The 22,707-nt window shown below is 72.9% G+C and carries 17 protein-coding genes; 1 reads left to right on the top strand and 16 read right to left on the bottom strand.

The genetic code is table 11. From position 1 onward, the window contains the following. Nucleotide 1 precedes the first annotated feature (1 nt). The 5 genes from IG64_RS31770 to IG64_RS31790 all read right to left on the bottom strand — a co-directional run bounded on the left by IG64_RS31770 (nucleotide 2) and on the right by IG64_RS31790 (nucleotide 4,234). The gene (locus IG64_RS31770) at nucleotides 2-847 is read right to left on the bottom strand and encodes a carbohydrate ABC transporter permease (protein WP_037862517.1); all 846 of its coding nucleotides are present in this window, start codon (nucleotides 845-847) and stop codon (nucleotides 2-4) included. Beyond that, a complete protein-coding gene (locus tag IG64_RS31775) occupies nucleotides 844-1,794 on the bottom strand; it encodes a carbohydrate ABC transporter permease (protein ID WP_051813555.1) in 951 nt (316 codons plus the stop codon). Before IG64_RS31775 ends, IG64_RS31770 begins: the two co-directional genes overlap by 4 nt. Before the next feature lie 11 nt (nucleotides 1,795-1,805). Next, nucleotides 1,806-3,116, bottom strand: a complete 1,311-nt coding sequence (locus IG64_RS31780) for an extracellular solute-binding protein (RefSeq protein ID WP_037862526.1) — start codon at nucleotides 3,114-3,116, stop codon at nucleotides 1,806-1,808. 232 nt (nucleotides 3,117-3,348) lie between these two features. Further along, on the bottom strand, nucleotides 3,349-3,633 hold the full coding sequence (locus IG64_RS31785; protein WP_026252153.1) for a DUF3039 domain-containing protein: 285 nt from the start codon (nucleotides 3,631-3,633) through the stop codon (nucleotides 3,349-3,351). A 28-nt stretch (nucleotides 3,634-3,661) separates the two neighbouring features. Continuing rightward, entirely contained in the window at nucleotides 3,662-4,234 is a 573-nt protein-coding gene (locus IG64_RS31790; protein WP_037862529.1) for a YqgE/AlgH family protein, read from the bottom strand. Between the two features lie 276 nt (nucleotides 4,235-4,510). Between IG64_RS31790 and murA the strand changes: the two genes are divergently transcribed. After that, complete coding sequence (gene murA, locus IG64_RS31795) at nucleotides 4,511-5,857, top strand: UDP-N-acetylglucosamine 1-carboxyvinyltransferase (RefSeq protein ID WP_037862532.1); 1,347 nt, start codon at nucleotides 4,511-4,513, stop codon at nucleotides 5,855-5,857. Between the two features lie 261 nt (nucleotides 5,858-6,118). Here murA and IG64_RS31800 read toward each other — a convergent pair whose 3' ends face one another. The 11 genes from IG64_RS31800 to IG64_RS31850 form a co-directional block, all read right to left on the bottom strand. Then, entirely contained in the window at nucleotides 6,119-6,400 is a 282-nt protein-coding gene (locus tag IG64_RS31800) for an HU family DNA-binding protein (RefSeq protein ID WP_037862537.1), read from the bottom strand. 401 nt (nucleotides 6,401-6,801) lie between these two features. Continuing rightward, a complete protein-coding gene (locus tag IG64_RS31805; protein ID WP_037862539.1) occupies nucleotides 6,802-8,241 on the bottom strand; it encodes an NAD-dependent malic enzyme in 1,440 nt (479 codons plus the stop codon). A gap of 403 nt (nucleotides 8,242-8,644) precedes the next feature. After that, the gene (locus tag IG64_RS31810; RefSeq protein ID WP_037862542.1) at nucleotides 8,645-11,068 is read right to left on the bottom strand and encodes a HelD family protein; all 2,424 of its coding nucleotides are present in this window, start codon (nucleotides 11,066-11,068) and stop codon (nucleotides 8,645-8,647) included. Nucleotides 11,069-11,194: 126 nt separating this feature from the next. Next, the gene (locus IG64_RS31815; RefSeq protein WP_107474418.1) at nucleotides 11,195-12,013 is read right to left on the bottom strand and encodes a zf-HC2 domain-containing protein; all 819 of its coding nucleotides are present in this window, start codon (nucleotides 12,011-12,013) and stop codon (nucleotides 11,195-11,197) included. Further along, nucleotides 12,013-12,597, bottom strand: coding sequence for a sigma-70 family RNA polymerase sigma factor (locus tag IG64_RS31820; protein ID WP_078884339.1), 585 nt, complete (start codon nucleotides 12,595-12,597; stop codon nucleotides 12,013-12,015). Before IG64_RS31820 ends, IG64_RS31815 begins: the two co-directional genes overlap by 1 nt. A gap of 105 nt (nucleotides 12,598-12,702) precedes the next feature. Beyond that, the gene (locus IG64_RS31825) at nucleotides 12,703-13,356 is read right to left on the bottom strand and encodes a CGNR zinc finger domain-containing protein (RefSeq protein WP_078884340.1); all 654 of its coding nucleotides are present in this window, start codon (nucleotides 13,354-13,356) and stop codon (nucleotides 12,703-12,705) included. A 294-nt stretch (nucleotides 13,357-13,650) separates the two neighbouring features. Then, nucleotides 13,651-14,817: a uroporphyrinogen-III synthase gene (locus IG64_RS31830; RefSeq protein ID WP_037862551.1), complete on the bottom strand. Its 1,167-nt coding sequence runs from the start codon at nucleotides 14,815-14,817 to the stop codon at nucleotides 13,651-13,653. Between the two features lie 175 nt (nucleotides 14,818-14,992). Continuing rightward, a complete protein-coding gene (locus IG64_RS31835; RefSeq protein ID WP_037862554.1) occupies nucleotides 14,993-16,348 on the bottom strand; it encodes a nitrate/nitrite transporter in 1,356 nt (451 codons plus the stop codon). A 94-nt stretch (nucleotides 16,349-16,442) separates the two neighbouring features. Next, nucleotides 16,443-17,597: an acyltransferase family protein gene (locus IG64_RS31840; protein ID WP_051813564.1), complete on the bottom strand. Its 1,155-nt coding sequence runs from the start codon at nucleotides 17,595-17,597 to the stop codon at nucleotides 16,443-16,445. 363 nt (nucleotides 17,598-17,960) lie between these two features. After that, nucleotides 17,961-18,944, bottom strand: a complete 984-nt coding sequence (locus IG64_RS41315) for a hypothetical protein (RefSeq protein WP_051813556.1) — start codon at nucleotides 18,942-18,944, stop codon at nucleotides 17,961-17,963. 463 nt (nucleotides 18,945-19,407) lie between these two features. After that, nucleotides 19,408-22,473, bottom strand: coding sequence for a carbohydrate binding domain-containing protein (locus IG64_RS31850; RefSeq protein ID WP_051813557.1), 3,066 nt, complete (start codon nucleotides 22,471-22,473; stop codon nucleotides 19,408-19,410). Nucleotides 22,474-22,707 lie beyond the last annotated feature (234 nt).

Consider the following 22,707-nt stretch of genomic DNA (forward strand, 5'->3'; position numbering starts at 1 on the left):
GTCAGTCCTTCACCGCTCCGCCGAGGCCGGAGACGAGTCGTCGTTGCACGAGTACGAAGAAGACCAGGACCGGGATCGTCATCACCGTGGAGGCGGCCATCACGCCGCCCCAGTCGGGATCGTCCGGTTTGTAGAAGACCAGCAGCGCCATCGGCAGCGTCGACTGGGAGGTGTCGCTGATGATGAACGACTTCGCGAACAGGAAGTCGTTCCAGGCCGAGATGAAGGAGAACACGCTGGTGGCCACCAGCCCGGGGAAGACCAGCGGGAAGAGGATCTGCCACAGGAACCGCGCACGGCTCGCGCCGTCGATGAAGGCGGCCTCCTCCAGGGCTTCCGGTACGGCCTTCACGAACCCCCTGAGCATCCAGACCGCGAACGGCAGCGAGAAGGCGATGTGGGGCAGGATCAGCGATCCCAGGGTGTTGAGCTGGCCGAAGTCCCGCATCAGGAAGAACAGCGGGATGGTGAGCGCCTCCACGGGCACCATCTGGGCCACCAGGAACAGGATCAGCAAGGTGGTGCGGAACCTGAAGCGGAAGCGGGTGACGGCGGTCGCCGCGAGGAACGCGATCAGCGCGGAGGCGATCACGACGGTGGCCGCGACGATCAGGCTGTTGAGGAAGTAGCGGCCGAACTCCTGCTGCTGGAAGACGCGCCGGAAGGAGTCCAGCGAGGGGGACGTCGTCCAGGGGCGCGGCTTCGTCGACTCGATCTCCCCGGCCGGTTTGAAGGCGCTGAGCACCATCCAGTACAGCGGGAAGGCGACCACGACCGCGACGGCCAGTGCCGACGCCTCGGCCGCGAGCCGTCCCGGACGGCGCACCCACGCGCGCGCGAGGTTCACAGCTCCTCCCCCTGGCGGCGCAGCAGCCGCAGGTAGACCAGGGTCACGGCGAGCAGGATCAGCAGCATCACCACGCCGATCGCGGAGCCGAGGCCGTACTGCGAGGACGCGAACGCCTTCTGGTAGGCGTAGACGTTCAGGACGAGGTTCTGGCCCGCGATGCCGCCGCCGCCCGTCATGACGTAGATCTGGGTGAACACCTTGAAGTCCCAGATGACGGACTGGATGGTGACCACGACCAGGATCGGCCGCAGCATCGGGGCCAGTACCGAGCGCCAGATCCGCCACTGGGAGGCGCCGTCCAGCGCGGCGGCCTCCAGCACTTCGGCGGGCACGGCGCGGATGCCGGCGTAGACGGTGACCATGACGAACGGGAAGGAACACCAGACCACTTCGAGCAGGACGAGGAGGAAGGCGCTGGAACGCCCGTACGTCCAGGAGTGGTCGCCGAGCCCGAGGATCCGGTTGACGGGCCCGAAGTCGGCGTCGAAGAGCAGCAGCCAGACCGTGGAGCCGGTGACCGCCGGGGTGGCCCAGGCGCCGAGGGCGGCGAGCATCAGCGCGAGGCGGGGCACCGCGCGCACCCGGGTGAGGAGCACGGCGAGCGCGCAGCCGACGGCGAGGGTGCAGAGTACGCAGGCCGCGGCGAACACCACGGTGGCCAGCAGGACCCGCCAGAACTGGTCGTCCCGCAGGAGTTCGGCGTAGTTGCCCAGGCCCCGGAAGGCGGTCGGCTCGCCGCCGCTGACCTGGGCCTGGGTGTACCGCAGGAAGGAGATCAGGCCGAGCTGGTAGACGGGGTAGACGAGCAGTCCGCCGAGGACGACGAGGGCGGGCGCGAGGTACAGCCAGGGGGCGGCGGCGGTGCCCTTCAGGGGGCGGGGGGTGCGGGGCGGGGAGCCGCGGCGCGCCCGCACCCGCGACCGCGGCGCGGCCCCCGGGCTCATGGGCGGAGCGGTCATCCGGCGGCGCCGAACGCGTCGTTCATCTTCTTCGCCGCGTCCCCGGCGGCGGCCTCGACGTCCTTCTTGCCGCTGACGATCTCCTGGAGCATGGTCGGCAGCACCAGCGAGGAGTCGATCTGGGACCACGCGGGTGTGGCCGGGACGAACTCGGTGCCCGCCGCGAGGGTGTCGACGAACGGCTTGACGAACGGCTCCTTCGCGGCGGCCTGGTCGCGCACGTCCTTGAAGGTGGGCAGGAAGCCCATCGCGTCGAACATCTCGCCCTGGGTCTTCTTCGAGGTGAGCCGCTTCATCAGGTCCACGGCGAGGGTGCGGTGCGCGGTACTCCTGAGCACGCCGATGTTGTTGCCGCCCGCGAACGCCGGTGCGACGGAGCCGGGCCGGACGCCCGGCAGCGGCACGACCGCGTACTCGCCCTTGACCTGGCCGGCTTCGACGGCCTGGTGGCTGAAGTCGCCGCCGATCGCCATGGCGGCCTTGCCGGCGGCGAAGGCGGTGATGGTGTCGTTGCCGGTCATGCCGGCGCACTTGGCGGCGGGGCAGTTGTCGTCGCCGAACAGGGAGGTGTACGCCTCGATGCCCTTGCGTGCCGCGGGGCTGTCGATGGCGGAGGTGTAGGAGCCGGACTTCTCGGTGGCGATCCGGCCGCCGCCGGCCCAGACGAAGGGCAGGGCGCCGTAGGTGTAGGCGCCGCCGACGGCCAGGCCGTACAGGCCGGGCCGGGCGGCCCGTGCCCTGCGGGCGGTGGCGGCCAGTCCGGCCAGGGTCGTGGGCGGCTTGAGGTGCAGTTGCCTGAAGACGTCGGTGCGGTAGTACAGGGCGCGGACGCCGACGAAGTAGGGGGCGCCGTAGACCTTGCCGTCCACGGTGACCGACCGGCGGGCGGTCGGGTCGGTGTCCTTGGCCTCGTCCCAGGCGCCGAACTCCGCGGTGACGTCGGCGAGTCCGCCGTCCTTCACGTAGCCGGCCGTGTCGGTGTTGCCGTACTCGATGACGTCGGGGGCGCTCTTCGGGTCGTTGAAGGCGGCCTTGATCCGCTGGGCGCGGGTCTCCACGGGGATGTACTCGACGGTGACCCTCGTGTCCGCGTGGGCCTTGCGGAAGCCGGCGAGGACCTGCTCGACCACCCGTTCCTTCGGCTTGTTGCCGACCTCCTGGAAGAGCCACAGGCGCAGCGTGCCGGTCTTCTCGTCCTTGCCCGGGGAGGAGTCGCCGGACGTCTGCGGGGCGCAGGCGGTGGCGGTCACGACGGCTGCTGCCAGCAGTACGGCGAGCCGGCCGGGGATTCTTGCGGAGAGCTTCATGGAGCGATCCTCCGGTCAGAGTGTTGCAACATATGCAATGGCGGTTTTGCTCTGCACAACACACCGGAGGCTAGGTACTCGGCGAACGGGCCCACAAGAGGTCTCAACCACTCTGTGACCGCCGGACGCACCCTGTGCAACGCCGGGCAGCACAAAGGCCCCCGAAGTGCGCGAAACGCACTCGGGGGCCCAGGTCGGCCCGGCGGCCCGGACGGGCGGCGGGAGGCGGGGCCTACTTCTTGTCGCCGCCCTTGCCCTGGTCGCCGCCGCCGCTCATGGACTCGTAGATCTCCTTGCACAGCGGGCACACGGGGTACTTCTTCGGGTCGCGGCCCGGCACCCACACCTTGCCGCACAGCGCGACGACGGGCGTCCCGTCCAGGGCGCTCGCCATGATCTTGTCCTTCTGGACATAGTGGGCGAAGCGCTCGTGGTCGCCGTCTCCGTGGGACACCTGCGGCGTCGGCTCTACGAGGGTTCCCGTACCAGTGCCGCGCTCGGGCTCGAGAGTGCTCATACGGCAAGGGTACTGAAGCGCACGGACTTCAGTTGAGCGACGGGTCGTCCGGGTAGGTGGCGACCATCGCCAGTTCGCTGCGCTGGCGGCGCAGCACCTCGCGCCACAGCCGCTCCGGCGACGGCGAGGAGACGTCTCCGGGCTCCGACTCGACGACGTACCAGGCCCCCTCCCCGAGTTCGTCCTCCAGCTGGCCGGGACCCCATCCCGCGTACCCGGCGAAGATCCGCAGCGAGCCGAGGGCGGAGGCGAGCAGCTCGGGCGGGGCCTCCAGGTCGACGAGCCCGATCGCCCCGTGCACCCGCCGCCAGCCCAGCGGGGCGCGTTCGCCCGCGCCGCCGCCCGGGACGACGGCGACGCCGAGTGCCGAGTCCAGCGACACCGGGCCGCCCTGGAAGACGACGCCGGGCTCCCCGGCGAGGGCCGCCCAGCCCTCCAGGATGTCGCCCACGTCCACGGGGGTGGGGCGGTTGAGGACGACACCGAGGGAGCCCTCCTCGTCGTGGTCGAGAAGGAGCACCACCGCACGCTCGAAGTTCGGGTCCGCCAGGGCGGGCGTTGCCACGAGCAGCCGCCCTGTGAGCGAGGACACCTCGGTCATGCCTGACATGATCCCGCATCTTCCCCCGGCGTGGGGAGCCAATCCGGCTGCCGGGGTGAGGGCGCGCACGGGGTACGGGGGCGCGGCGGGCGCACGGCCGCCGCGGTGACCGCACGTGCCCGTTCCCCGACGCATCGTGTTGTGACACAGCCATGACGCAGCGGGCGGCGCACGGGCTTACTTCCGGGGGCCGCCCGGCGATTACGCTGTCCTCTCCGGCCCCCGGCCCGAAGTGACCGGCCGCTCCCCTGCCCACCTCATCGGAACGCGAGATACATGACCGTCAACGGCACTGATGACGTACTGCTTGTCCACGGCGGAACCCCGCTGGAGGGTGAGATCCGTGTCCGGGGTGCGAAGAACCTCGTACCGAAGGCCATGGTCGCCGCTCTGCTGGGCAGCGAACCGAGCCGGCTGCGCAATGTGCCGGACATCCGTGACGTGCGGGTCGTACGCGGCCTGCTGCAACTGCACGGGGTGACGGTCCGCCCGGGTGAGGAGCCGGGTGAGCTGGTGCTCGACCCGACCCGGGTGGAGAGCGCCAACGTGGCTGACATCGATGCCCACGCGGGTTCCAGCCGCATCCCGATCCTGTTCTGCGGCCCGCTGCTGCACCGGCTCGGCCACGCCTTCATCCCCGGCCTCGGCGGCTGTGACATCGGCGGCCGGCCCATCGACTTCCACTTCGACGTGCTGCGGCAGTTCGGCGCGACGATCGAGAAGCGGGCGGACGGCCAGTACCTGGAGGCGCCGCAGCGGCTGCGCGGCACGAAGATCCGGCTGCCCTACCCGTCCGTCGGCGCGACCGAGCAGGTGCTGCTGACGGCGGTGCTCGCCGAGGGCGTCACCGAGCTGTCCAACGCGGCCGTGGAGCCGGAGATCGAGGACCTCATCTGCGTGCTGCAGAAGATGGGCGCGATCATCGCGATGGACACCGACCGCACGATCCGCATCACCGGTGTGGACAAGCTCGGCGGCTACACCCACCGCGCTCTGGCCGACCGCCTGGAGGCGGCGTCCTGGGCCTCGGCGGCGCTGGCCACCGAGGGCGACATCTACGTCCGCGGCGCCCAGCAGCGGTCGATGATGACGTTCCTGAACACCTACCGGAAGGTGGGCGGGGCGTTCCAGATCGACGACGAGGGCATCCGTTTCTGGCACCCCGGCGGGCAGTTGAAGTCCATCGCGCTGGAGACGGACGTGCACCCCGGTTTCCAGACCGACTGGCAGCAGCCGCTGGTGGTCGCGCTGACCCAGGCGACCGGCCTGTCGATCATCCACGAGACGGTCTACGAGTCCCGGCTCGGCTTCACGTCCGCGCTGAACCAGATGGGCGCGCACATCCAGCTCTACCGCGAGTGCCTGGGCGGCTCCGACTGCCGCTTCGGCCAGCGCAACTTCCTGCACTCCGCGGTGGTGTCGGGCCCGACCCGGCTCCAGGGCGCCGACCTGGTCATCCCGGACCTGCGCGGCGGTTTCTCCTACCTGATCGCCGCGCTGGCGGCCCAGGGCACCTCCCGCGTCCACGGCATCGACCTGATCAACCGCGGCTACGAGAACTTCATGGAGAAGCTGGTCGAGCTGGGCGCGAAGGTCGAACTGCCCGGCCAGGCGCTCGGCTGAACGCCGCGGGCCGCGCCGGCCCCGGTGAGGGGCCCGGCCGGTCAACCCGGGCCGCCCGGCCCCGGCCGGCGGCCCGGCTGAGCGCTCCCGGCCGCCCCGGCCTCGCGGCCGGCCGGGCGGGCGCCCGGGGCGGCGGCCCGGCGGCCGGCCGTCCGAGGGCCTGTACGGCGATGGGGCGGCCCCCCGCGGAGGGGGCCGCCCCATAGGCGTTCTCGGCCCTGCCGGGCCCCGTACGCCGTCCCGTGGCGTACGGCGGCAAGGTCACTTGCCCTTGGCGGCTTCCTTGAGCTTGCTGCCCGCCGAGACCTTCACGCTGTAGCCGGCCGGGATCTGGATCGGCTCGCCGGTCTGCGGGTTGCGAGCGGTGCGAGCGGCACGGTGGGTGCGCTCGAAGTTGAGGAAACCAGGGATGGTGACCTTCTCGTCCCCCTTGGAGACGATGTCGCCGACGACGTCGGCGAACGCGGCCAGCACGGCGTCGGCGTCCTTGCGGGTCACCTCGGCGCGGTCGGCCAGCGCGGCCACCAGCTCACTGCGGTTCATGTTGTTACTCCCGTGTTCTTCTTGCCGTTGAGGCGTGCCACGCGGCGAAGCCGCATGTTGGGCCAGCCAAGCCGATGCTGCCAGGGTCCTCGTGGGTCCCCGGACCCGGGTCCCTCGTCAGACCCTCGCGCCCAGGGAGGCATCCTGCCCCCACCTGCGGCGGGAAAGCCAATCCGGCACCCGTAGGAGTCGTGAGAACACCCTTGGGAGTCACACGAAAAGAGGGCCTGCGCCCCGGGGTCCGCGTCTGGACAGAGCCGCAGACGACAGACCGTGACCAGCCACGATAGGGCGCGGCAGTGACAGTGCCCGCCGCGACGCGCCGGGGCCCGGCGCGTCGTGGCGATCATCACGCCCGGGGGTACCGCCCGGCACCCTTTCCGACTGGTTCGTCCCGTTTCTCAGATGCCGCTGGTGCTGCTGGTCACGGCGCTCGCGCCGGCCGCCCTGGCGGCTTCGCGGACCGCGCCGGCGACGGCACCGGCGACCTTGTCGTTGAAGACGGAGGGGATGATGTAGTTCGGGTTCAGCTCGCCCTCGGTCACCACGTCGGCCAGGGCCTGCGCGGCGGCCAGCATCATCTCGGTGTTGACGGTGCGCGACTGCGCGTCCAGCAGGCCGCGGAAGACGCCCGGGAAGACCAGCACGTTGTTGATCTGGTTCGGGAAGTCGGAGCGGCCGGTGGCCACGACCGCCGCCGTCTGACGGGCGATGGCCGGGTCGACCTCGGGGTCGGGGTTCGCGAGCGCGAACACGATCGCGCCGTCCGCCATGGCGGCCACGTCGTCGCCGTCGAGCACGTTGGGCGCCGAGACGCCGATGAAGACGTCCGCGCCGCGCACGGCCTCCTTCAGGGTGCCGGTGAGGTTCTCGGGGTTGGTGTTGTCGGCGATCCAGCGCAGCGCCGACTCCGGGGCGGCGTCGACCAGGTCCTCGCGGCCGGTGTGCACCACGCCGTGGATGTCGGCGACCACCGCGTTCTTCACGCCGGCGGCGAGCAGCAGCTTGAGGATGGCGGTGCCGGCCGCGCCGGCGCCGGACATCACGACCCGGACGTTCTCGATGGGCTTGTCCACCACGCGCAGGGCGTTGGTGAGGGCGGCGAGCACGACGATGGCGGTGCCGTGCTGGTCGTCGTGGAAGACGGGGATGTCCAGCGCCTCGCGCAGCCGGGCCTCGATCTCGAAGCAGCGGGGGGCGGAGATGTCCTCCAGGTTGATGCCGGCGAACCCGGGGGCGATCGCCTTGACGATCTCGACGATGGCGTCGGTGTCCTGGGTGTCCAGGCAGATCGGCCAGGCGTCGATGCCGGCGAAGCGCTTGAAGAGGGCCGCCTTGCCCTCCATGACGGGCAGCGCGGCCTTGGGGCCGATGTTGCCCAGGCCCAGCACCGCGGAGCCGTCCGTCACGACCGCAACGGAGTTGCGCTTGATGGTCAGGCGGCGGGCGTCCTCGGGGTTCTCGGCGATCGCCATGCAGACGCGGGCCACACCCGGCGTGTAGACCATGGAGAGGTCGTCACGGTTGCGGATGGGGTGCTTGGACGCCATCTCGATCTTGCCGCCGAGGTGCATCAGGAACGTACGGTCGGAGACCTTGCCGAGCGTGACGCCCTCGATGCCGCGCAGCTTCTCGACGATCTCGTCGGCGTGCGCGGTCGAGGTGGCCGCGATGGTGACGTCGATCCGGAGCTTCTCGTGGCCGGACGCGGTGACGTCGAGGCCGGTCACCGAGCCTCCGGAGGACTCCACAGCGGTGGTGAGCTGCGAGACGGCGGTTCCGCTCGCGGGCACCTCCAGCCGGATGGTCATCGAGTAGGAGACGCTGGGCGCCGTTGCCATGGCCGACTTCCTCTGCTTTCACCGTGTCGCGAAGTTGTGCCGTCCGATCGTCGCACCTACCCCTGAGTACGTGGTAGCCGCCCCGGATTGCGGACTTTGTGTTCACCGGGAGCGCTCCACCCGCAGATGCGTTTTCGGAAAGTGACTTCCACCATACGAGAGATACGGGTGACGCGGAAGGTGCCCGCGCAACAAAAGAGGCCCACGTCACATTCCTCGTGACGTGGGCCTCTCGGAGGCTTGTGACACCGACCCGCCATGCTCGCCTCGCGGCAAGTGGTCGCTCGTAGCGACGAAGGTTGGGCCCGGGGGCTTGGATCGGGCCGGTGCCACACCAAGGCTAACAAACGGATCCGGTAAGGCCATTCCCCCTGCGCGGATCCTTTTCCGCCTCCTCGGGCCGTCAGTCCCGCAGCAGGTCCGGCACCCCCGCCTCGTCCGGCTCGTCGCGCTCCCCGGAGACCACCGTGAGCTGCTGGGTCGCCCGGGTCAGGGCCACGTAGAGCACCCGCAGACCGGCCGGGGACTCGTCGGCGATCTCCGCGGGCGAGGCGACGAGGGTCGCGTCGTACTCCAGGCCCTTCGCCTCCAGGCTGCCCAGCGCCACCACCCGGTCGCCGAGCCCGGACAGCCAGCGGCGGGCCTCCTCGCGCCGGTTCATCGCGACGACCACGCCGACCGTGCCGTCCACCCGCTCCAGCAGCCGTTCGGCCTCGGCCCGCACCGTGGCGCCCAGGGACTCCCCCACGACCGCGAAGCGCGGCTGGACGCCGGTGGAGCGGACCGCGGAGGGCGAACGGGACCCCGGCATGGCCAGGGCCAGCACCTTCGCGGCCAGCTCGGCGATCTCGGCCGGGTTGCGGTAGTTCACCGTCAGCTCGAAACGGCGGCGCGGGCGGGTGCCCAGCGCCTCGTCACGGGCCTCGGCCGCCTCGTCCGGGTCCGACCACGAGGACTGGGCCGGGTCGCCCACGACCGTCCAGGTGGCGTGCCGGCCGCGGCGGCCCACCATGCGCCACTGGAGCGGCGTGAGGTCCTGCGCCTCGTCGACGATGACGTGGGCGTACTCGGTGCGCTCCTCGGCCAGCCGCTCGGCGCGCTCGCGCTGCGTCTCCTCGCGCACCGGCATCAGCTCCTCCAGCCCGGTGAGCTGGTCCAGCGGGTCCAGCTCACGCTTCTTTCGGGGCCGGGCCGGGGTGCCGAGCAGCGCCTGGAGCTCGTCGAGCATCGCGACGTCGTGCACGGAGTAGCCGTCCCGGCGCAGCGAACGGGCGACCTTGCGCACCTCTCCGGGGTTGAGGACCCGGCGGGCCCAGCGCCCCAGGCGCCGTTCGTCGGCCATGGCGGCCAGCACGGCGCGCGGGGTCAGCTCGGGCCACCAGGCGTCGAGGAACGCGCCGAAGGAGTCCTCGCCCGTCACGTCGTCGTCGAAGGACGAGCGCAGCTCGGCGGCCAGCTCGGGGTCGGTGTGCCGGGTGGCGGCCCCCGACTGCTCCCACAGGGCGTCCAGGAGCAGTTTGCGGGCGCGCGGGCGCAGCAGGTTGACCGGTGCGGTGCCGCCGAGGGCGGCGCGCCGGATGCGGTCCAGTTCCGCGGCCTCCAGTTCGAGGCGGCGGCCGAAGGCGACCACCCGCAGCCGGGCCGGCGGCCCCGCGGGGGCCGGCGTCTCCTGCTCCGCGTCCGTGTCGTCACCGAGGGCGAGCTGCCCGGCGGGGGCGCCTGTGCCCCGCCGGGCGCCGGGGCCGAGTTCCAGTGCGCCCCGGGCGGCCTTCCGCAGCACCTTCAGCATCCGGTACGAGCCCTTGGCGCGGGCCACGGCCGGGCTGTCGTACAGCGTGGCCTCGACGCCGTCGACGAGCGAGCCGATCGCCCGGATGGCGACCTGGCCCTCCTCGCCGAGGGAGGGCAGCACGCCCTCGGTGTACGCCACGAGCAGCGGCGTCGGCGAGACGATGAGGATGCCGCCCGCGTACCGGCGGCGGTCCTGGTAGAGCAGGTAGGCCGCGCGGTGCAGCGCCACCGCCGTCTTGCCCGTGCCGGGGCCGCCCTCCACGTAGGCCACCGAGGCGGCGGGGGCGCGGATGACGAGGTCCTGCTCGGCCTGGATGGAGGAGACGATGTCCCGCATGCTGTGGCTGCGGGCCCGGCCGAGCGCCGCCATCAGCGCGCCGTCGCCGATCGCGGGCAGCTCCTCACCGTCCAGGTAGGCCCTCAGTTCGGGGCGCATCAGGTCGTCCTCGACGCCGAGCACCCGCCGCCCCTTGGAGCGGATCACCCGGCGGCGCACCACCCGGCCGGGGTCGACGGGGGTGGAGCGGTAGAACGGGGCGGCGGCGGGCGCCCGCCAGTCGATGACCAGCGGGGCGTACTCCTCGTCGAGGACCCCGATGCGGCCGATGTGCAGGGTCTCGGCGATGTCGGCGGTGTTGTCCTCGCGCACCGCGCCCTCGGCCGGTTCGACGGCGGTGTAGGCCCCGTCGGGGCCCTTCTTGCCGTCCTTGCCGAGCAGCAGGTCGATCCGGCCGAAGAGGAAGTCCTCGAACTCGTTGTTCAGCCGGTTGAGGTGGATGCCCGCCCGGAACACCTGCGCGTCGCGCTCGGCCAGCGCACCGGGCGTGCCGACCTGGCCGCGCTGGGCCGCGTCCCGCATCAGGAACTCGGCCTCGTGGATCTTCACCTCGAGGCGCCGGTACACCCGGTCCAGGTGTTCCTGCTCCCTGCTGATCTCCCGGTCACGGACCGAGTCGGCCTCCGCGGCGCGCGCGGCGTCGCGCGTGGCCTCGTGAACCGATCCGACCGCGGAATCCTGTTGAGCCTGAGCGGCCACCGGGCCCCCTTCTGACGTGCTGGGCAGCCGTCAACCGTACGCGAAGGCAACCCGTCGGCGGAAGCCGGACCCGGCCGTATCCCCGCGCCGGGCCGGGACCGGGCCCCGCCTGCGCCCTGAGCGGCGCTACGCCTCCACCCGGACCAGCTCGTGCCCGTCGAAGGTCATGACCTCGAAGTGGTCGATCTGGTCCGGCCGGAAGGCCGCGCCGCCGCTGACGTAGAGGGGCTTTCCGGCCTCCTCCGTCCTGGCGCCCGGCGCGCCGTACCCCCGGTCCGGGACGGACCAGGAGGTGACCGTCTGGCGCTCGCCGTTCCTGCCGACGGCGACGAGCGAACAGCGCTCCGGTCCTGTCACGTTCCGCAGCCGGAGCACGGCGTTCGTGCCCCAGTCCTTCTTCTCCAGGGCGACCGTCGCCGTGACGTGTGTGGCCGGATCCGTCGCCGTCACCTTGTCCGGCATCGACCGGAAGGCCGCCTGCGCGGTGCTGACGGCCACCGCCGCGCTGCCGCCGCCGTCCGCACCGCCCACCGCGTGGACCGTCAGCGCGCCGCCGACGACGAGCACCGCCGCTGCCGCCGCCAGGAAGAGGTTCCGCCGGCGCGTGCGGGCGCGCCGGCGGGCCACCTCGCCGACGAGCCGGTCCGCCGGCCCCGGTCCCGGGCGGGCCGGGAGCGACTCACCGATCGCGCCCGTACCGGAACGGGGCGTGCCGGCGAGGGCCGCCAGCACGGGTTCCATTCCGGCCAGTTCGTCGAGCCGGCGCGCGCACCGCTCGCAGGCCGTCAGGTGCGCCTCGAACGCGGTGGCCTCCGCGTCGTCCAGGACGCCGAGGGCGTAGGCGCCGACGGTCTCGTGCTCGTCCGGCGCCGGTGGTCCCTGCACGGGGCCCGGCGCACCCGGACCACCCGTGCCGGATGCCTGATCTCCCCCGGACCCGCTCATCACGCCGTCACCCCCCGCTCCTCCAGAGCCAGCTTCATCGACCGAAGGGCGTAGAAGACCCGGGAGCGCACGGTGCCGCTGGGTATGCCGAGCGTCTCGGCCGCCTCGTTGACGGTACGCCCTTTGAAGTACGTCTCGACGAGTACCTCCCGGTGGGCCGGGGTCAGGTCGTCGAGCGCGTCCGACAGCGTCATCAGCCACAGCGCCTTGTCGATCTCGTCCTCCGCGGGGACGGCCTCCAGCGGTGACGGATCGACCTCCTGCGGCCGGGCCTGCCGGCTGCGGTGGTTGTCGATGACGATGCGCCGGGCGACCGTCACCAGCCAGGGGCGTACCGAACCGGCCGCCCGGTCGAGCCGGCCGGCGTTCTTCCAGGCACGGATGAGCGTCTCCTGCACCACGTCCTCGGCGCGCTGCCGGTCTCCGGCCACCAGGCGCAGCACGTAGGCGAGCAGGGGGCCGGCGTGCTCGCGGTACAGCGCGCGCACCAGTTCCTCGTCGGGTCCCGGGGGCCGCGGGGGCAGGCGAGGCCGGGCCCTCGGTCCACGCTCGTCGGCCACGGCCGCATCCTCGCGCACGCCCACCTCCGGTGTCCGGGGGATCCCCCGGTCGGTCGTTCGTGCACGAGTACGGACGCGGGGGGCGCGGCGTTCAGACCCAGGGCTTCTCCGTCCGGGCGGGAGGTGTGCTCAGGTGCGGGCGAGGGCCGCGCGGCGGCGGTGGCGGGCCACCCGTTCGCGGTTGCCGCAGACCTCGCTGGAGCACCAGCGCCGCCTGCGTCCCCGGGAGGTGTCCAGGTAGACGATCGGGCAGTTGTCGCCCGCGCAGCGGCGCAGGGCGGCCCGGGCGACGGGGTCGGTGAGCAGGTCCAGGGCGTCCCGGGCGACGGCCGCGAGCACGGCGGCGCGCCCGGGCGGCGCGGCCAGGGCGCGCAGCAGGGTGCCGTCCGCACCGCGAACGGCGCGCGGGGCGGGCGGGGCGGCGCGGGCGGCCTCGTTGACCCGGGCCAGGGCGAGCGCGAGGTCGCGGGCGCGGGGTTCGGGCCACGGGGGTCCGTCGAGGTGCCCGCGGACCAACTGCGCGATGCAGGAGCGCAGTTCGCGGAATTCCGCGAGCCAGACCAGGTCGGCGTGGCCGAGGGCGGTGCCCGGCGGGACCAGGCCCGCGCCCATGATCCACGCGCGCAGCGGCGGGAGGGAGCCGAGCCGTTCCTCGGGGTGGGTGGTGGAGAGGAGGTCCAGACAGATCCGCCCGGCGTCGAAGCGCAGTTCCTGCGGGAGCGCGTCCGTGACCGTCCGCGTGGCCGTCTCCGTGGCTGTCCGCGTGGCCGTACCCAGTGCCATGTGCCTGTCACCGCCTAGGGGGCGACACCCGGGGCCGGTCGCGGGGAGCGGGCGGCGGGGTGCTCGTCAGGGCTGGGGAACCTTTCCCTCCCACAGTGCCCGCCCGCCCCCACGGCCGGAAGCCCCCCGACCGCCACGCGTTCCCCCGCGCACGGCCGCCCCGCGTCCCCCGCGTCCCCCCGCGCCCGGCCTTGCGCGGACGGCGACGCGCGCGCCCGGACGGCGACGGACGTGCGCGGGCGTCCGGTGACGGCGGCCCCGGGCTGCCCGGCCGGTGCGCCGCCGCTGCCGCCACTACCCGTCCGCGTACTTCGCGTCCGACGCCGGATCCAGTGCCAGCCGGTAGCCGCGCTTGACCACCGTCTGGATCAGCTTGGGCAGGCCGAGCGCCGTGCGCAGACGGGCCATGGCGGTCTCCACCGCGTGCTCGTCGCGGCCCGCGCCGGGCAGGGCACGGAGCAGGTCGGCGCGGGAGACCACCCAGCCGGGGCGCCGCGCGAGCGCCCGCAGCAGCGCCATCCCGGCGGGCGGTACGGGCTTCAGGTCGCCGTCCACCAGCACCGCGTGCCCGCGGATCTGCACCCGGTGCCCGGCGACGGGCAACGTCCTCGCGCGTCCCGGCAGTTCCTGGCACAGCACCTGCACCAGCGGCCCCAGCCGGAACCGCTCCGGCTGCACGGTCTCCACGCCGTGCGCCTGCAACGGCACGGCGGTCACCGGGCCGACGCACGCGGGCAGCACGTCATGCGCGAGCGCGGCCAGCAGCGCGCCCAGCAGCCCCCGCTCCTGCGCCCGGGACAGCAGGGACGCGGCCGCCGGGGCGCTGGTGAAGGTGAGTGCGTCGAGGCCGCCGGAGACGGCGGCGTCCAGCAGCCGGTCCAGCGGCCCGGGGTCCTCCGGCGGCAGCCACCGGTACACCGGCACCGGTACGACCTGCGCCCCGCCGGCCCGCAGCGCCTCCACGAACCCTGGCAGCGGTTCCCCGTGCAACTGGACGGCGACCCGGCGCCCGTCCACGCCCTGTTCCAGCAGCCGGTCGAGCACCTCGGCCAGGGACTCCGAGGACGGCGACCACTCCTCGGTGAGCCCGGCGGCCCGGATCGCGCCCTTGACCTTGGGCCCGCGGGCCAGCAGTTCGACCTCCCGCAGCCGGCCGAGCAGTGCCTCGCCCAGCCCCCAGCCGTCGGCCGCCTCCACCCACCCGCGGAAACCGATCGCGGTGGTGGCGACCACGACGTCGGGCGCCTGCCCGATGATCTCCTTGGTGGCGGCGAGGAGTTCACCGTCGTCGGCGAGCGGGACGATGCGCAGCGCGGGCGCGTGCACGACCGAGGCGCCGCGCCGCTGGAGCAGGGCGCCCAGTTCGTCGGCGCGGCGGGCCGCCGTCACCCCCACGGTGAACCCGGCCAGGGGCCCGGCCTGCCCGTCTCCGGTTCGCTGCTGTTCTTCGACCTCGCCCATGGTTCATCGTCCCGCGCTCGACTCGTCCCGCTGTTCCGTACCGTCCTGCCGCAAGAGCCTGTCAACCGCGCGTGACGGGCTCGGTTCACCGGCATGTCACCAGTGTTACGTCCCGGCCCGTCCGGCCGGCGCCGCGCCTCCGGCGGGACGACGTCGCGCCTCCGGCCGGGCGGCCTCACACCTCGGCGTAGCCGAGCCGCGGCTGCGTCCCGGTGGTGTCGGCGGCCGCCGGGGCCCGGTCGCCGTCCGGCCGGCGCAGGTATACGGCCCAGGTGACCGCGAAGGCCACGGCGTAGAAGGCCAGGAAGGCGACGAACGCGCCGGTGCCGGAGCCGTAGGAGAGGAAGGACTGGCGGAAGGCGAGGTTGATGCCGACCCCGCCGAGGGCGCCCACGGCCCCGATGAGCCCCATGGAGGCGCCCGACAGCCGCCGCGCGTACGCCGCCGCCTCCTCCCCGGCGAGTCCCCGGGCGAGGGCCTTGGCCCGGAAGATCCCGGGGATCATCTTGTACGTCGACCCGTTGCCGAGCCCGCTGAGCACGAACAGGACGACGAAGACGGCCACGAACAGCGGCAGCGACCTGTGCAGCCCGGCGGCGACGAGGGCGCCGGTGGCGGCGGCCATGGCGACGAAGTTCCACAGGGTGATGCGCGCCCCGCCGAACCGGTCGGCGAGCCTGCCGCCGACGGGCCGGATCAGGGAGCCGAGCAGCGGCCCGATGAAGGTGAGGTAGGCGGCCTGGAGCGGGGTGCGGCCGAACTGACTGGTCAGCACCTGTCCGAAGGCGAAGCTGTAGCCGATGAACGATCCGAAGGTCCCCACGTACAGGAAGGACATGATCCAGGTGTGGGCGTCCTTGGCTGCGTCCACGGCGGCGCCGGTGTCGTTGCGCACGGAGGCCAGGTTGTCCATGAACAGCGCGGCCAGGACGGCGGCGACGACGATCAGCGGGATGTAGATCCCGAGCAGCAGGCGCGGTCCGCCGCCCGCCCCGATGACGGCGAGGGCGGCGAGCTGGATGACGGGCACGCCGATGTTGCCGCCCCCGGCGTTGAGCCCGAGCGCCCACCCCTTCCTGTGCATCGGGAAGAAGGCGTTGATGTTGGTCATGGAGGAGGCGAAGTTGCCGCCGCCGATCCCGGCGAGGAGCCCGACCCACAGGAAGCCGGCGAAGGAGGTGCCGGGGTGCATGACCACGAAGGCGGCCACCGTCGGCACCAGCAGCAGGCTCGCGGAGACGATCGTCCAGTTCCGGCCGCCGAAGAGCGCCACCGCGAAGGTGTAGGGCACCCGTGCCACGGCGCCCACCAGGGTCACCACGGAGGTGAGCAGGAACTTGTCGGCCGCCGTCAGCCCGTACTCGGGCCCCATGAACAGCACGAGCACGGACCACAGGGTCCACACCGAGAACCCGATGTGTTCGCTGAGCACGGAGAAGAACAGGTTCCGGTGGGCGGTCCGCCTGCCCCTCGCCTCCCAGAAGGCCCGGTCCTCGGGGTCCCACTCCTCGATCCAACGCCTGCCCGCCATCCCGCCTCCACGTGTGCCGAGTGCCTGGCTCCCGAAGGTAGGAAGACGGCGTTTCGGCACTGTGGCGGTGGGTGACCTCCAGGGAACGTCGGTCTCACGCCGCGGGGTGCGGCGGTGAGAGGGCGGGCTCGGCCGGGCGGCGGTGCTCCGTCCCCGTCGGCCAGAGCCGTGGCCCGCGCCGTGCCGCCAGGTCCTCGATCCAGCCGAAGGCGAGGACCACCGCGGCGATCAGCGGCCACACCAGCACGGACATCCACAGGCCGTACGTCCGGTCGAGCAGCGACGCGGCGCCCTCGCTCTGCAGGAACGGCAGGTCGTAGGCCTGGTCGAGGAGCGGGACCGTGGCGGTGATGAGCAGGTTGTGCCAGAGGTAGACGGTGACGGCCCGGTTGTTGGCGAGGGTGATGAGCTTGCGCCAGCGGCACAGCCGGGCCGGGAACTCCCGCCAGGCCGGGGCGTACTGGAGGAGGATCACGACGGCGCCGAAGGACCAGGCCGCCTGGGCGAGCGGGATGTCGTTCAGGTCCCAGCCGTCGGGACCCTGGTGACCGGCGGCCCACCACAGGCCCAGCGCCATCAGCAGGGCGGCGGCGGAGACGGCCAGGTAGCGCGGGACCCTCGCCAGGAAGCCCTCGTGGTGGGCGATGCCCAGGATCCAGCAGCCGCCGTACACCGCGAAGTCCGTCACCGCCTCCCCCGTCTCACCGGGGATCCGCGGCAGGCCCGTGGCGAGCACCGCGGTGAGGGCGAGAGGGGCGAGCAGGGTCGGCCAGGGCGCCCGGCGGAACGCGCGCAGCAGCAGCGGGGAGGCCACGACGAACCACAGGTAGGCGCGCAGGTACCACAGCGGGCCCGCCGCGTCCTGCGGCCAGGCCGCCTCCAGCAGGCCCGAGCCGGAGCCCAGGTGCGCGGGGTAGGGCGGGGCGCCGAGCGGGACGACGTAGTCGAGCAGCCTGGCCGGCCCGAGGGTGCCGCCGAGGTCGGGGTCCTTCAGCGGGTTCCAGCCGCCCAGCAGCATCAGCGGGAGCAGCACCGCGCCGAACGCCCACAGCGGGGGCAGCAGCCTGCGCAGCCTGCCCTTGATCACGCTCAGGGCGGGGCGGTCCAGGGAGCGGGGGACGGGCGGCGGAGCGGACGGCGGACCGGCGGTGCGGGACACCGACGCCGGCGGGGCGGCCGGAGTCGGCGGGGCGGCCGGAGTCGGCGGGGCGGCCGGGGACGGGGTCGGAGACGGGGTCGCGGTGGATATCCGTGGCGCGGTGGGTGCCGGTGCCGCGGCCGGTGCCGCCGTCGGGCGTGCGGGCCGGGCCGTCCGTCGTCTGGCGGGGGCGGCCTCTGTCCGTCGTACGGACCGGGCCGTCCGTCGTGTGGTCGGAGCCACTGCCGACCGCGCGGGCCGGGCCGCCGTCCGTCGTACGGGCCGGGTCGCTGTCGGCCGTACGACGCGGGCCACCGTCCGTCGTACGGGCCGGGCCGCCGTCGGGCGGGTGGTGCGGGCCGCCGTCGGGCGGGTGGTGCGGGCCGCCGTCGGGCGGGTGGTGCGGGCCGCTGTCGGCCGGGGGGTGCGGGTCGGCGGGCTCCGGGGGGCGCCTGCGGTGGATGTGGGTGGCCATCAGGCGAGGTGCTCCGGGGAGGCGGGGGCCGCGGGCGTGCCGGTGGCGGGGCCCGGGGCCGAGGTCGGGCCGGGGGCGGTGGTGGGTCCGGGGGCTCCGGTGGGGCCGGGCGCCGACGTCACCGGCACCGGGGTGCCGGGACCGTCCGCGACCGTTCCCGGCGCGCCGGAACCGCTGGCGCCACTGGCACCGCTGCCTGTCCCGCTCCCGCCGCCGCTTCCGCCCCCACCGCCGGCTCCGCCCGCTCCCCCCGCCGAGGCCGACGGGTCGGGGCCGGGCGAGCCGCCGCCTCCGGTGCCCGGTGCCGCCGGTTCGGTCGAGGTGGTGACCGGTGGCGGGCTCGGCTCGGTGACCGGGCCGCCGCCCGTGCCCGGACCCGGCGGCCGGGTCCCGGCGGTTCCCGAGGTGGCCGACCGCGGGGGCGAGGCTCCCGGCCGGTGCGGCCCGGCGGACGGACCGGCCGCGGCGCCGGCGGCGCCCGGCGCCGGCCCTGCGCCGCCGGCGGCCGGTGCGGACACGCCCGGCACCCCCGGCAGCCCGGACGCGCCCGGCGCACCCGGTACGGCGACGCCCGCCCCCACTCCGGCACCCGTGGCGGCGCCGGGCGCACCGGCCGGGTCCGACGGCTCCGCCGAGGTGCCGACCCTGCTCGCGGGCCGGTCGTCCGCCTGGCCCGGCACGGGCAGCCAGGGTGCGGTCGAGTTGCCGGACGCGAGGGTGACGACGATGACGGCGGCGTAGACCGCGCAGCTCAGCCCGGCCGCCATCCCGATCCGGCGGAACCGGCGGCTGCGGCGGCCGGACGCGTCGACGAAGACCGGCCCGTCACAGCCGCCGGGCCCCCGCTCCCCGCTGCGGCCGTCCGGCTCCTCCCCGGCACTTCCTGTGCGTCCGGTGCGGTCGAGCCGGACGGACAGCTCGTCCGGGACGGGGACGCAGGGCCAAGGCTCCTGCCACGGGTCCGCGACCCGCAGCGCGGGCACGGCACCGGTCTCCGGGAATCTCTGGGTGCCGTCGTCCCCCTCAGCGCTTCGCGCATCCGGCGCACCGCGTTCGGCGGCAGGCGCCGATCCAGCCGTCGACGCGGCTTCGGGCCATACGGGTCGGGCTTGATCCAGCCCCTTTTCCACGCGCACGTTCTTTCCCCCACGGGAGTGTTCCGGGCGCGCCTACGACCCCGAGCCCGCGTCGCCGGAACAGGCCCCCACCTGCCCGAGCGCCCCCCTTGTCACACCGTGCTCGGCGGTCATGAACGTATGCCCGCGGGGGACGCCCCCACCGTGAAAGATCAATGGTGAACGGAATTGACCGATTCACCGTTGGCCGGAAACCATCCGGTTTCGGTCGCCGTGTCTCCGTCCGGTCTTTCCGGCAGGGGCGGTGCCCTTCAGCCTCCTTCGGGCCCCCTTCAGACCCGTTCCGGCTCTCAGGTGCCTTCAGTCGCTCCTACTTCAGGTACGGCCCGTCGGTGCCGACCTTGCCGGGCGCCGCGTTCCTGCCGCCCAGGTCGAGCACGTAGACCCGCAGGTCGCCCTTGCCCGGGGCGGCGACGGTCAGGGTGCCGGCGGTGACCTGCCGGACGTCCCCGGTGACGGCGTCCTTGTACGTGCCGTTCGGGATGCCGGTGTAGGTGGCACCGTCGGTGACGGCGACCAGTGCGAAACTGTCCACGCCGGTGGCCGCGTCGGTGTAGCGGCGCTTGAAGTTCATGCCGCCGCCCGAGACGCCCTCGGTGGAGTACTGGCCCATCTGGAGGGCGGGCACGGCGCGCCGGATCTGGTTCAGCCGCTGGAGGTGCTTGGCCAGGGGCTGGGCCAGGGTGGTGGCGACGGCCCCGCTCGCGCTGTCGGCCTGGGAGAACCGGGAGGCGGTGACGGTGCCTTCGAGGTGGTCGCCGTAGTACGCGCGGCCGGTGGTGGCCAGCGGGCAGCGCGGGCCGCAGTCGATGGTCTTGCCGGCCTGGAACTGGATCTCCGAGCCGTAGTAGAGGGTCGGGATGCCGCGGAAGGTCCACATCAGGGCCATGTTCTCGGCCCAGGCGTCCTGCCCTCCGTCGTAGCGCACGCTCGACTTGTTGGGTCCGTAGTCGTGGCTGTCGACGTAGACGACGTTGTAGGTGGCGTCGTTGGTGGAGTCGTCGGAGTCCTTGCCGTTGCTGAAGGCGTTGTGCGCGTCACCGAAGTTCATGTGCATGCGCATGTCGATGATGTTCATGCCGGAGAACTTCGAGTGGTCGGGCGTGTGGTAGCTGTTGCCGTCCAGGAAGGCGTTGGTCGAGGTGGGCTGCTGCCCGGTGCCCAGCTGCTCCTCGTAGTTGTACTGGTCGAGGGCGGCCTGGGTGTCGTCGGCGGTGTACTCCTTGCGTTCCTTCCAGGTGTAGAACTGCGCGGAGTGGTTGACCGAGCCGCGGTTCCACTTGTCGTTGACGAACGCGCCGACCTCGCCGAAGACGAAGAAGTCCTGTGCCTTGTCCGGCCCCCAGTCCTGGGCGACGCGCTGCTGGACGGCGGGCAGGAAGCGGCGGTTCCAGGTGATGCGGGGGATGTGGACGGCGGTGTCGACGCGGAAGCCGTCGACGCCCATGTCGATGTACTTGTCGTAGGCGCCGATGAGGTAGTTCTGCACCTCGGGGTTCTCGGTGTTGAAGTCGGCGAGGTCGTCGGCGAGCCAGCAGGAGCGGGAGTCCTCGCCCTCCCAGTTGCCGATCCAGCACTGGTGGTAGTACTTCGAGGGGAACATGCCGCTGGTGGGGCTGGGCCACTGGCAGTTGTAGAGCGTGTAGCCCTCGGGGCTCTTCTGGCCGGTGGGCCTGCCCCAGTTCAGGCAGGTGTTGCCGGAGGGTTCCGCGGTCGACCACAGGTCGCCGTTGTAGTACGACTTGCCCGACTTGGGCTCGACGGTCAGCCCGTCGTACTCGAAGCCCGGCTGCTTCTCGTCGTAGTACCAGGACCACTGGGAGTCGCGCACGCCGTACACGGTCGGCACGAACAGGCCCTTGGCGCCCCAGCGGGAGCTGTGGTTGTAGACGACGTCCTGGTAGATCTTCATGCCCTTGGCGTGGGCGGCGTTGATGAGGTCCTGGTAGGAGGCGCCCGCCGACTCCAGGCGCGGGTCCACCTTGTAGAAGTCCCAGCCGTGGTAACCGTGGTAGTCGTAGTCGGACCGGTTGAGGACCACGGGGGTGATCCAGACCGCCGAGAAGCCGAGGGCCTTGATGTAGTCGAGTTTCTCGACCAGGCCCTTGAAGTCGCCGCGGAACATGGGGTCGTGGTTGGCCGCGTTGCCGGAGGCGACGTCCTGGTTGCCGCCGCGGTCGTTGCTGCTGTCCCCGTCGTAGAAGCGGGCGGTGAGGACGAAGTAGATCGGGTCCTTGCGCGGGTCACCGCCGAGCATGGTGCCCTGCTGGGCCGGGGGCGGTGCCTGGCCGGTCTTCGCGTTCGCCGGCGCGGAGGCGGCGGAGGTGTTGCCCGCCGCGTCGACCGCCTGGACCGTGTACGTGTACGTGGTGTCCGCTTCGAGTCCGGTGTCGGAGTAGACGGTGGATCCGGTGCTGACCACCGCCGTGCCCCTGCTCCCGCCCGTGCGGGTGATCTGGTACCCGGTGACGGCGGTGTCGTCGGTGGACGGCTCCCAGGTGAGCACGACGGAGGTGCCGGTCGCGGAGGCCTTCACGGAGGCGGGCACGGTCGGCGCGGTGGTGTCGGGGACGGTGGCCGCGCAGGGGTCCTTCGCGTCCTTGGTGACCTTGCCCGCCTTGACGGTGCTGAGACCGCCGGACAGCGCGTAGTTGGCGCCGTTGTTGTTGTCCCAGGTGCCGTTGCCGTTGTTGAAGGTGGCCTGCCAGCCCGTCGCCGTGCCCAGGCCGACGGTCTTCTTCACCCAGCCGGTGCAGGCCGCGTCCATGGTGACGCCGGGGACCGTGGTCCAGGCGCCGCCGTTCGGTGCCCAGTGCAGGTTGACGGTGGACCAGCCGGTGCCGGTGGTGGCGTAGAAGACGGTGGCGCTCTGCGCGCTGCCGTCACCGCCTCCGCTCCCGTTGTCGCTGCCGCACGGGTCGCTGTGCGCGATGACACCGTCCTTGACGGTGACGGTGCCGCTGCCGAGGTCGTAGTTCTTGCCGCCGTTGTTGTCCCAGGTGCCGGTGCCGTTGTTGAAGGTGGCCTTGAGCCCGGCAGCCGATCCCAGGTCGACGGTCTGCTTCACCCAGTCCGTGCAGGCGGCCTCCATCCGCACGCCCGGCACGGTGGTCCAGCTGCCGCCGTCCGGCGCCCAGTGCAGGTAGTACGAGGACCAGGCGCGGGTCTTGGTGTAGTAGAAGACGGTCGCGGTGCTGGTGCTGGTGCCGGTGCCGGTGCCGGTTGTGGCGGTGGTGGTGCCCGTGGCACCGGAGGCGGGCGTCCCGGCGGCCAGCAGGCCCGCGGCCAGGGCGGCCACGGAGGCCAGCGCGACGCCTGCGGTCCGCCGCGGCCTCCGCCGGAAGGGTCTGAACAGCGGTGGTCGGTTTCTCTCCATCGAGGACTCCTCGGACGGGTCCGCCGGGCAGCACCAAGCTCCCGTACGGCCACGGGGAGAGCTGCGCGAGCGGCGGAGCAGTTGAGCGGGTGGCTGAACTGAAGGCCGAGACACGCCACTCGACCGCAGAATCTTGCGAAAGACGCTGCAAGTTTCTGCGGGGAGATTACTCAGGCGGGACGGGGGCGTAAAGGGTCCGCACAGGGACTCGCCCGCTGCCCGTGGTACGGCGGG

Source organism: Streptomyces sp. NRRL S-340, assembly GCF_000720185.1.
GTDB lineage: Bacteria > Actinomycetota > Actinomycetes > Streptomycetales > Streptomycetaceae > Streptomyces.

Excerpts from the sequence above, each read along its gene's own strand:
- IG64_RS31775 (WP_051813555.1), bottom strand. The coding sequence starts at position 1,794 with ATGAGCCCGGGGGCCGCGCCGCGGTCGCGGGTGCGGGCGCGCCGCGGC.
- IG64_RS31780 (WP_037862526.1), bottom strand. The coding sequence starts at position 3,116 with ATGAAGCTCTCCGCAAGAATCCCCGGCCGGCTCGCCGTACTGCTGGCA.
- IG64_RS31785 (WP_026252153.1), bottom strand. The coding sequence starts at position 3,633 with ATGAGCACTCTCGAGCCCGAGCGCGGCACTGGTACGGGAACCCTCGTA.
- IG64_RS31790 (WP_037862529.1), bottom strand. The coding sequence starts at position 4,234 with ATGACCGAGGTGTCCTCGCTCACAGGGCGGCTGCTCGTGGCAACGCCC.
- murA (WP_037862532.1), top strand. The coding sequence starts at position 4,511 with ATGACCGTCAACGGCACTGATGACGTACTGCTTGTCCACGGCGGAACC.
- IG64_RS31800 (WP_037862537.1), bottom strand. The coding sequence starts at position 6,400 with ATGAACCGCAGTGAGCTGGTGGCCGCGCTGGCCGACCGCGCCGAGGTG.
- IG64_RS31805 (WP_037862539.1), bottom strand. The coding sequence starts at position 8,241 with ATGGCAACGGCGCCCAGCGTCTCCTACTCGATGACCATCCGGCTGGAG.
- IG64_RS31815 (WP_107474418.1), bottom strand. The coding sequence starts at position 12,013 with ATGAGCGGGTCCGGGGGAGATCAGGCATCCGGCACGGGTGGTCCGGGT.
- IG64_RS31825 (WP_078884340.1), bottom strand. The coding sequence starts at position 13,356 with ATGGCACTGGGTACGGCCACGCGGACAGCCACGGAGACGGCCACGCGG.
- IG64_RS31830 (WP_037862551.1), bottom strand. The coding sequence starts at position 14,817 with ATGGGCGAGGTCGAAGAACAGCAGCGAACCGGAGACGGGCAGGCCGGG.
- IG64_RS31835 (WP_037862554.1), bottom strand. The coding sequence starts at position 16,348 with ATGGCGGGCAGGCGTTGGATCGAGGAGTGGGACCCCGAGGACCGGGCC.
- IG64_RS31850 (WP_051813557.1), bottom strand. The coding sequence starts at position 22,473 with ATGGAGAGAAACCGACCACCGCTGTTCAGACCCTTCCGGCGGAGGCCG.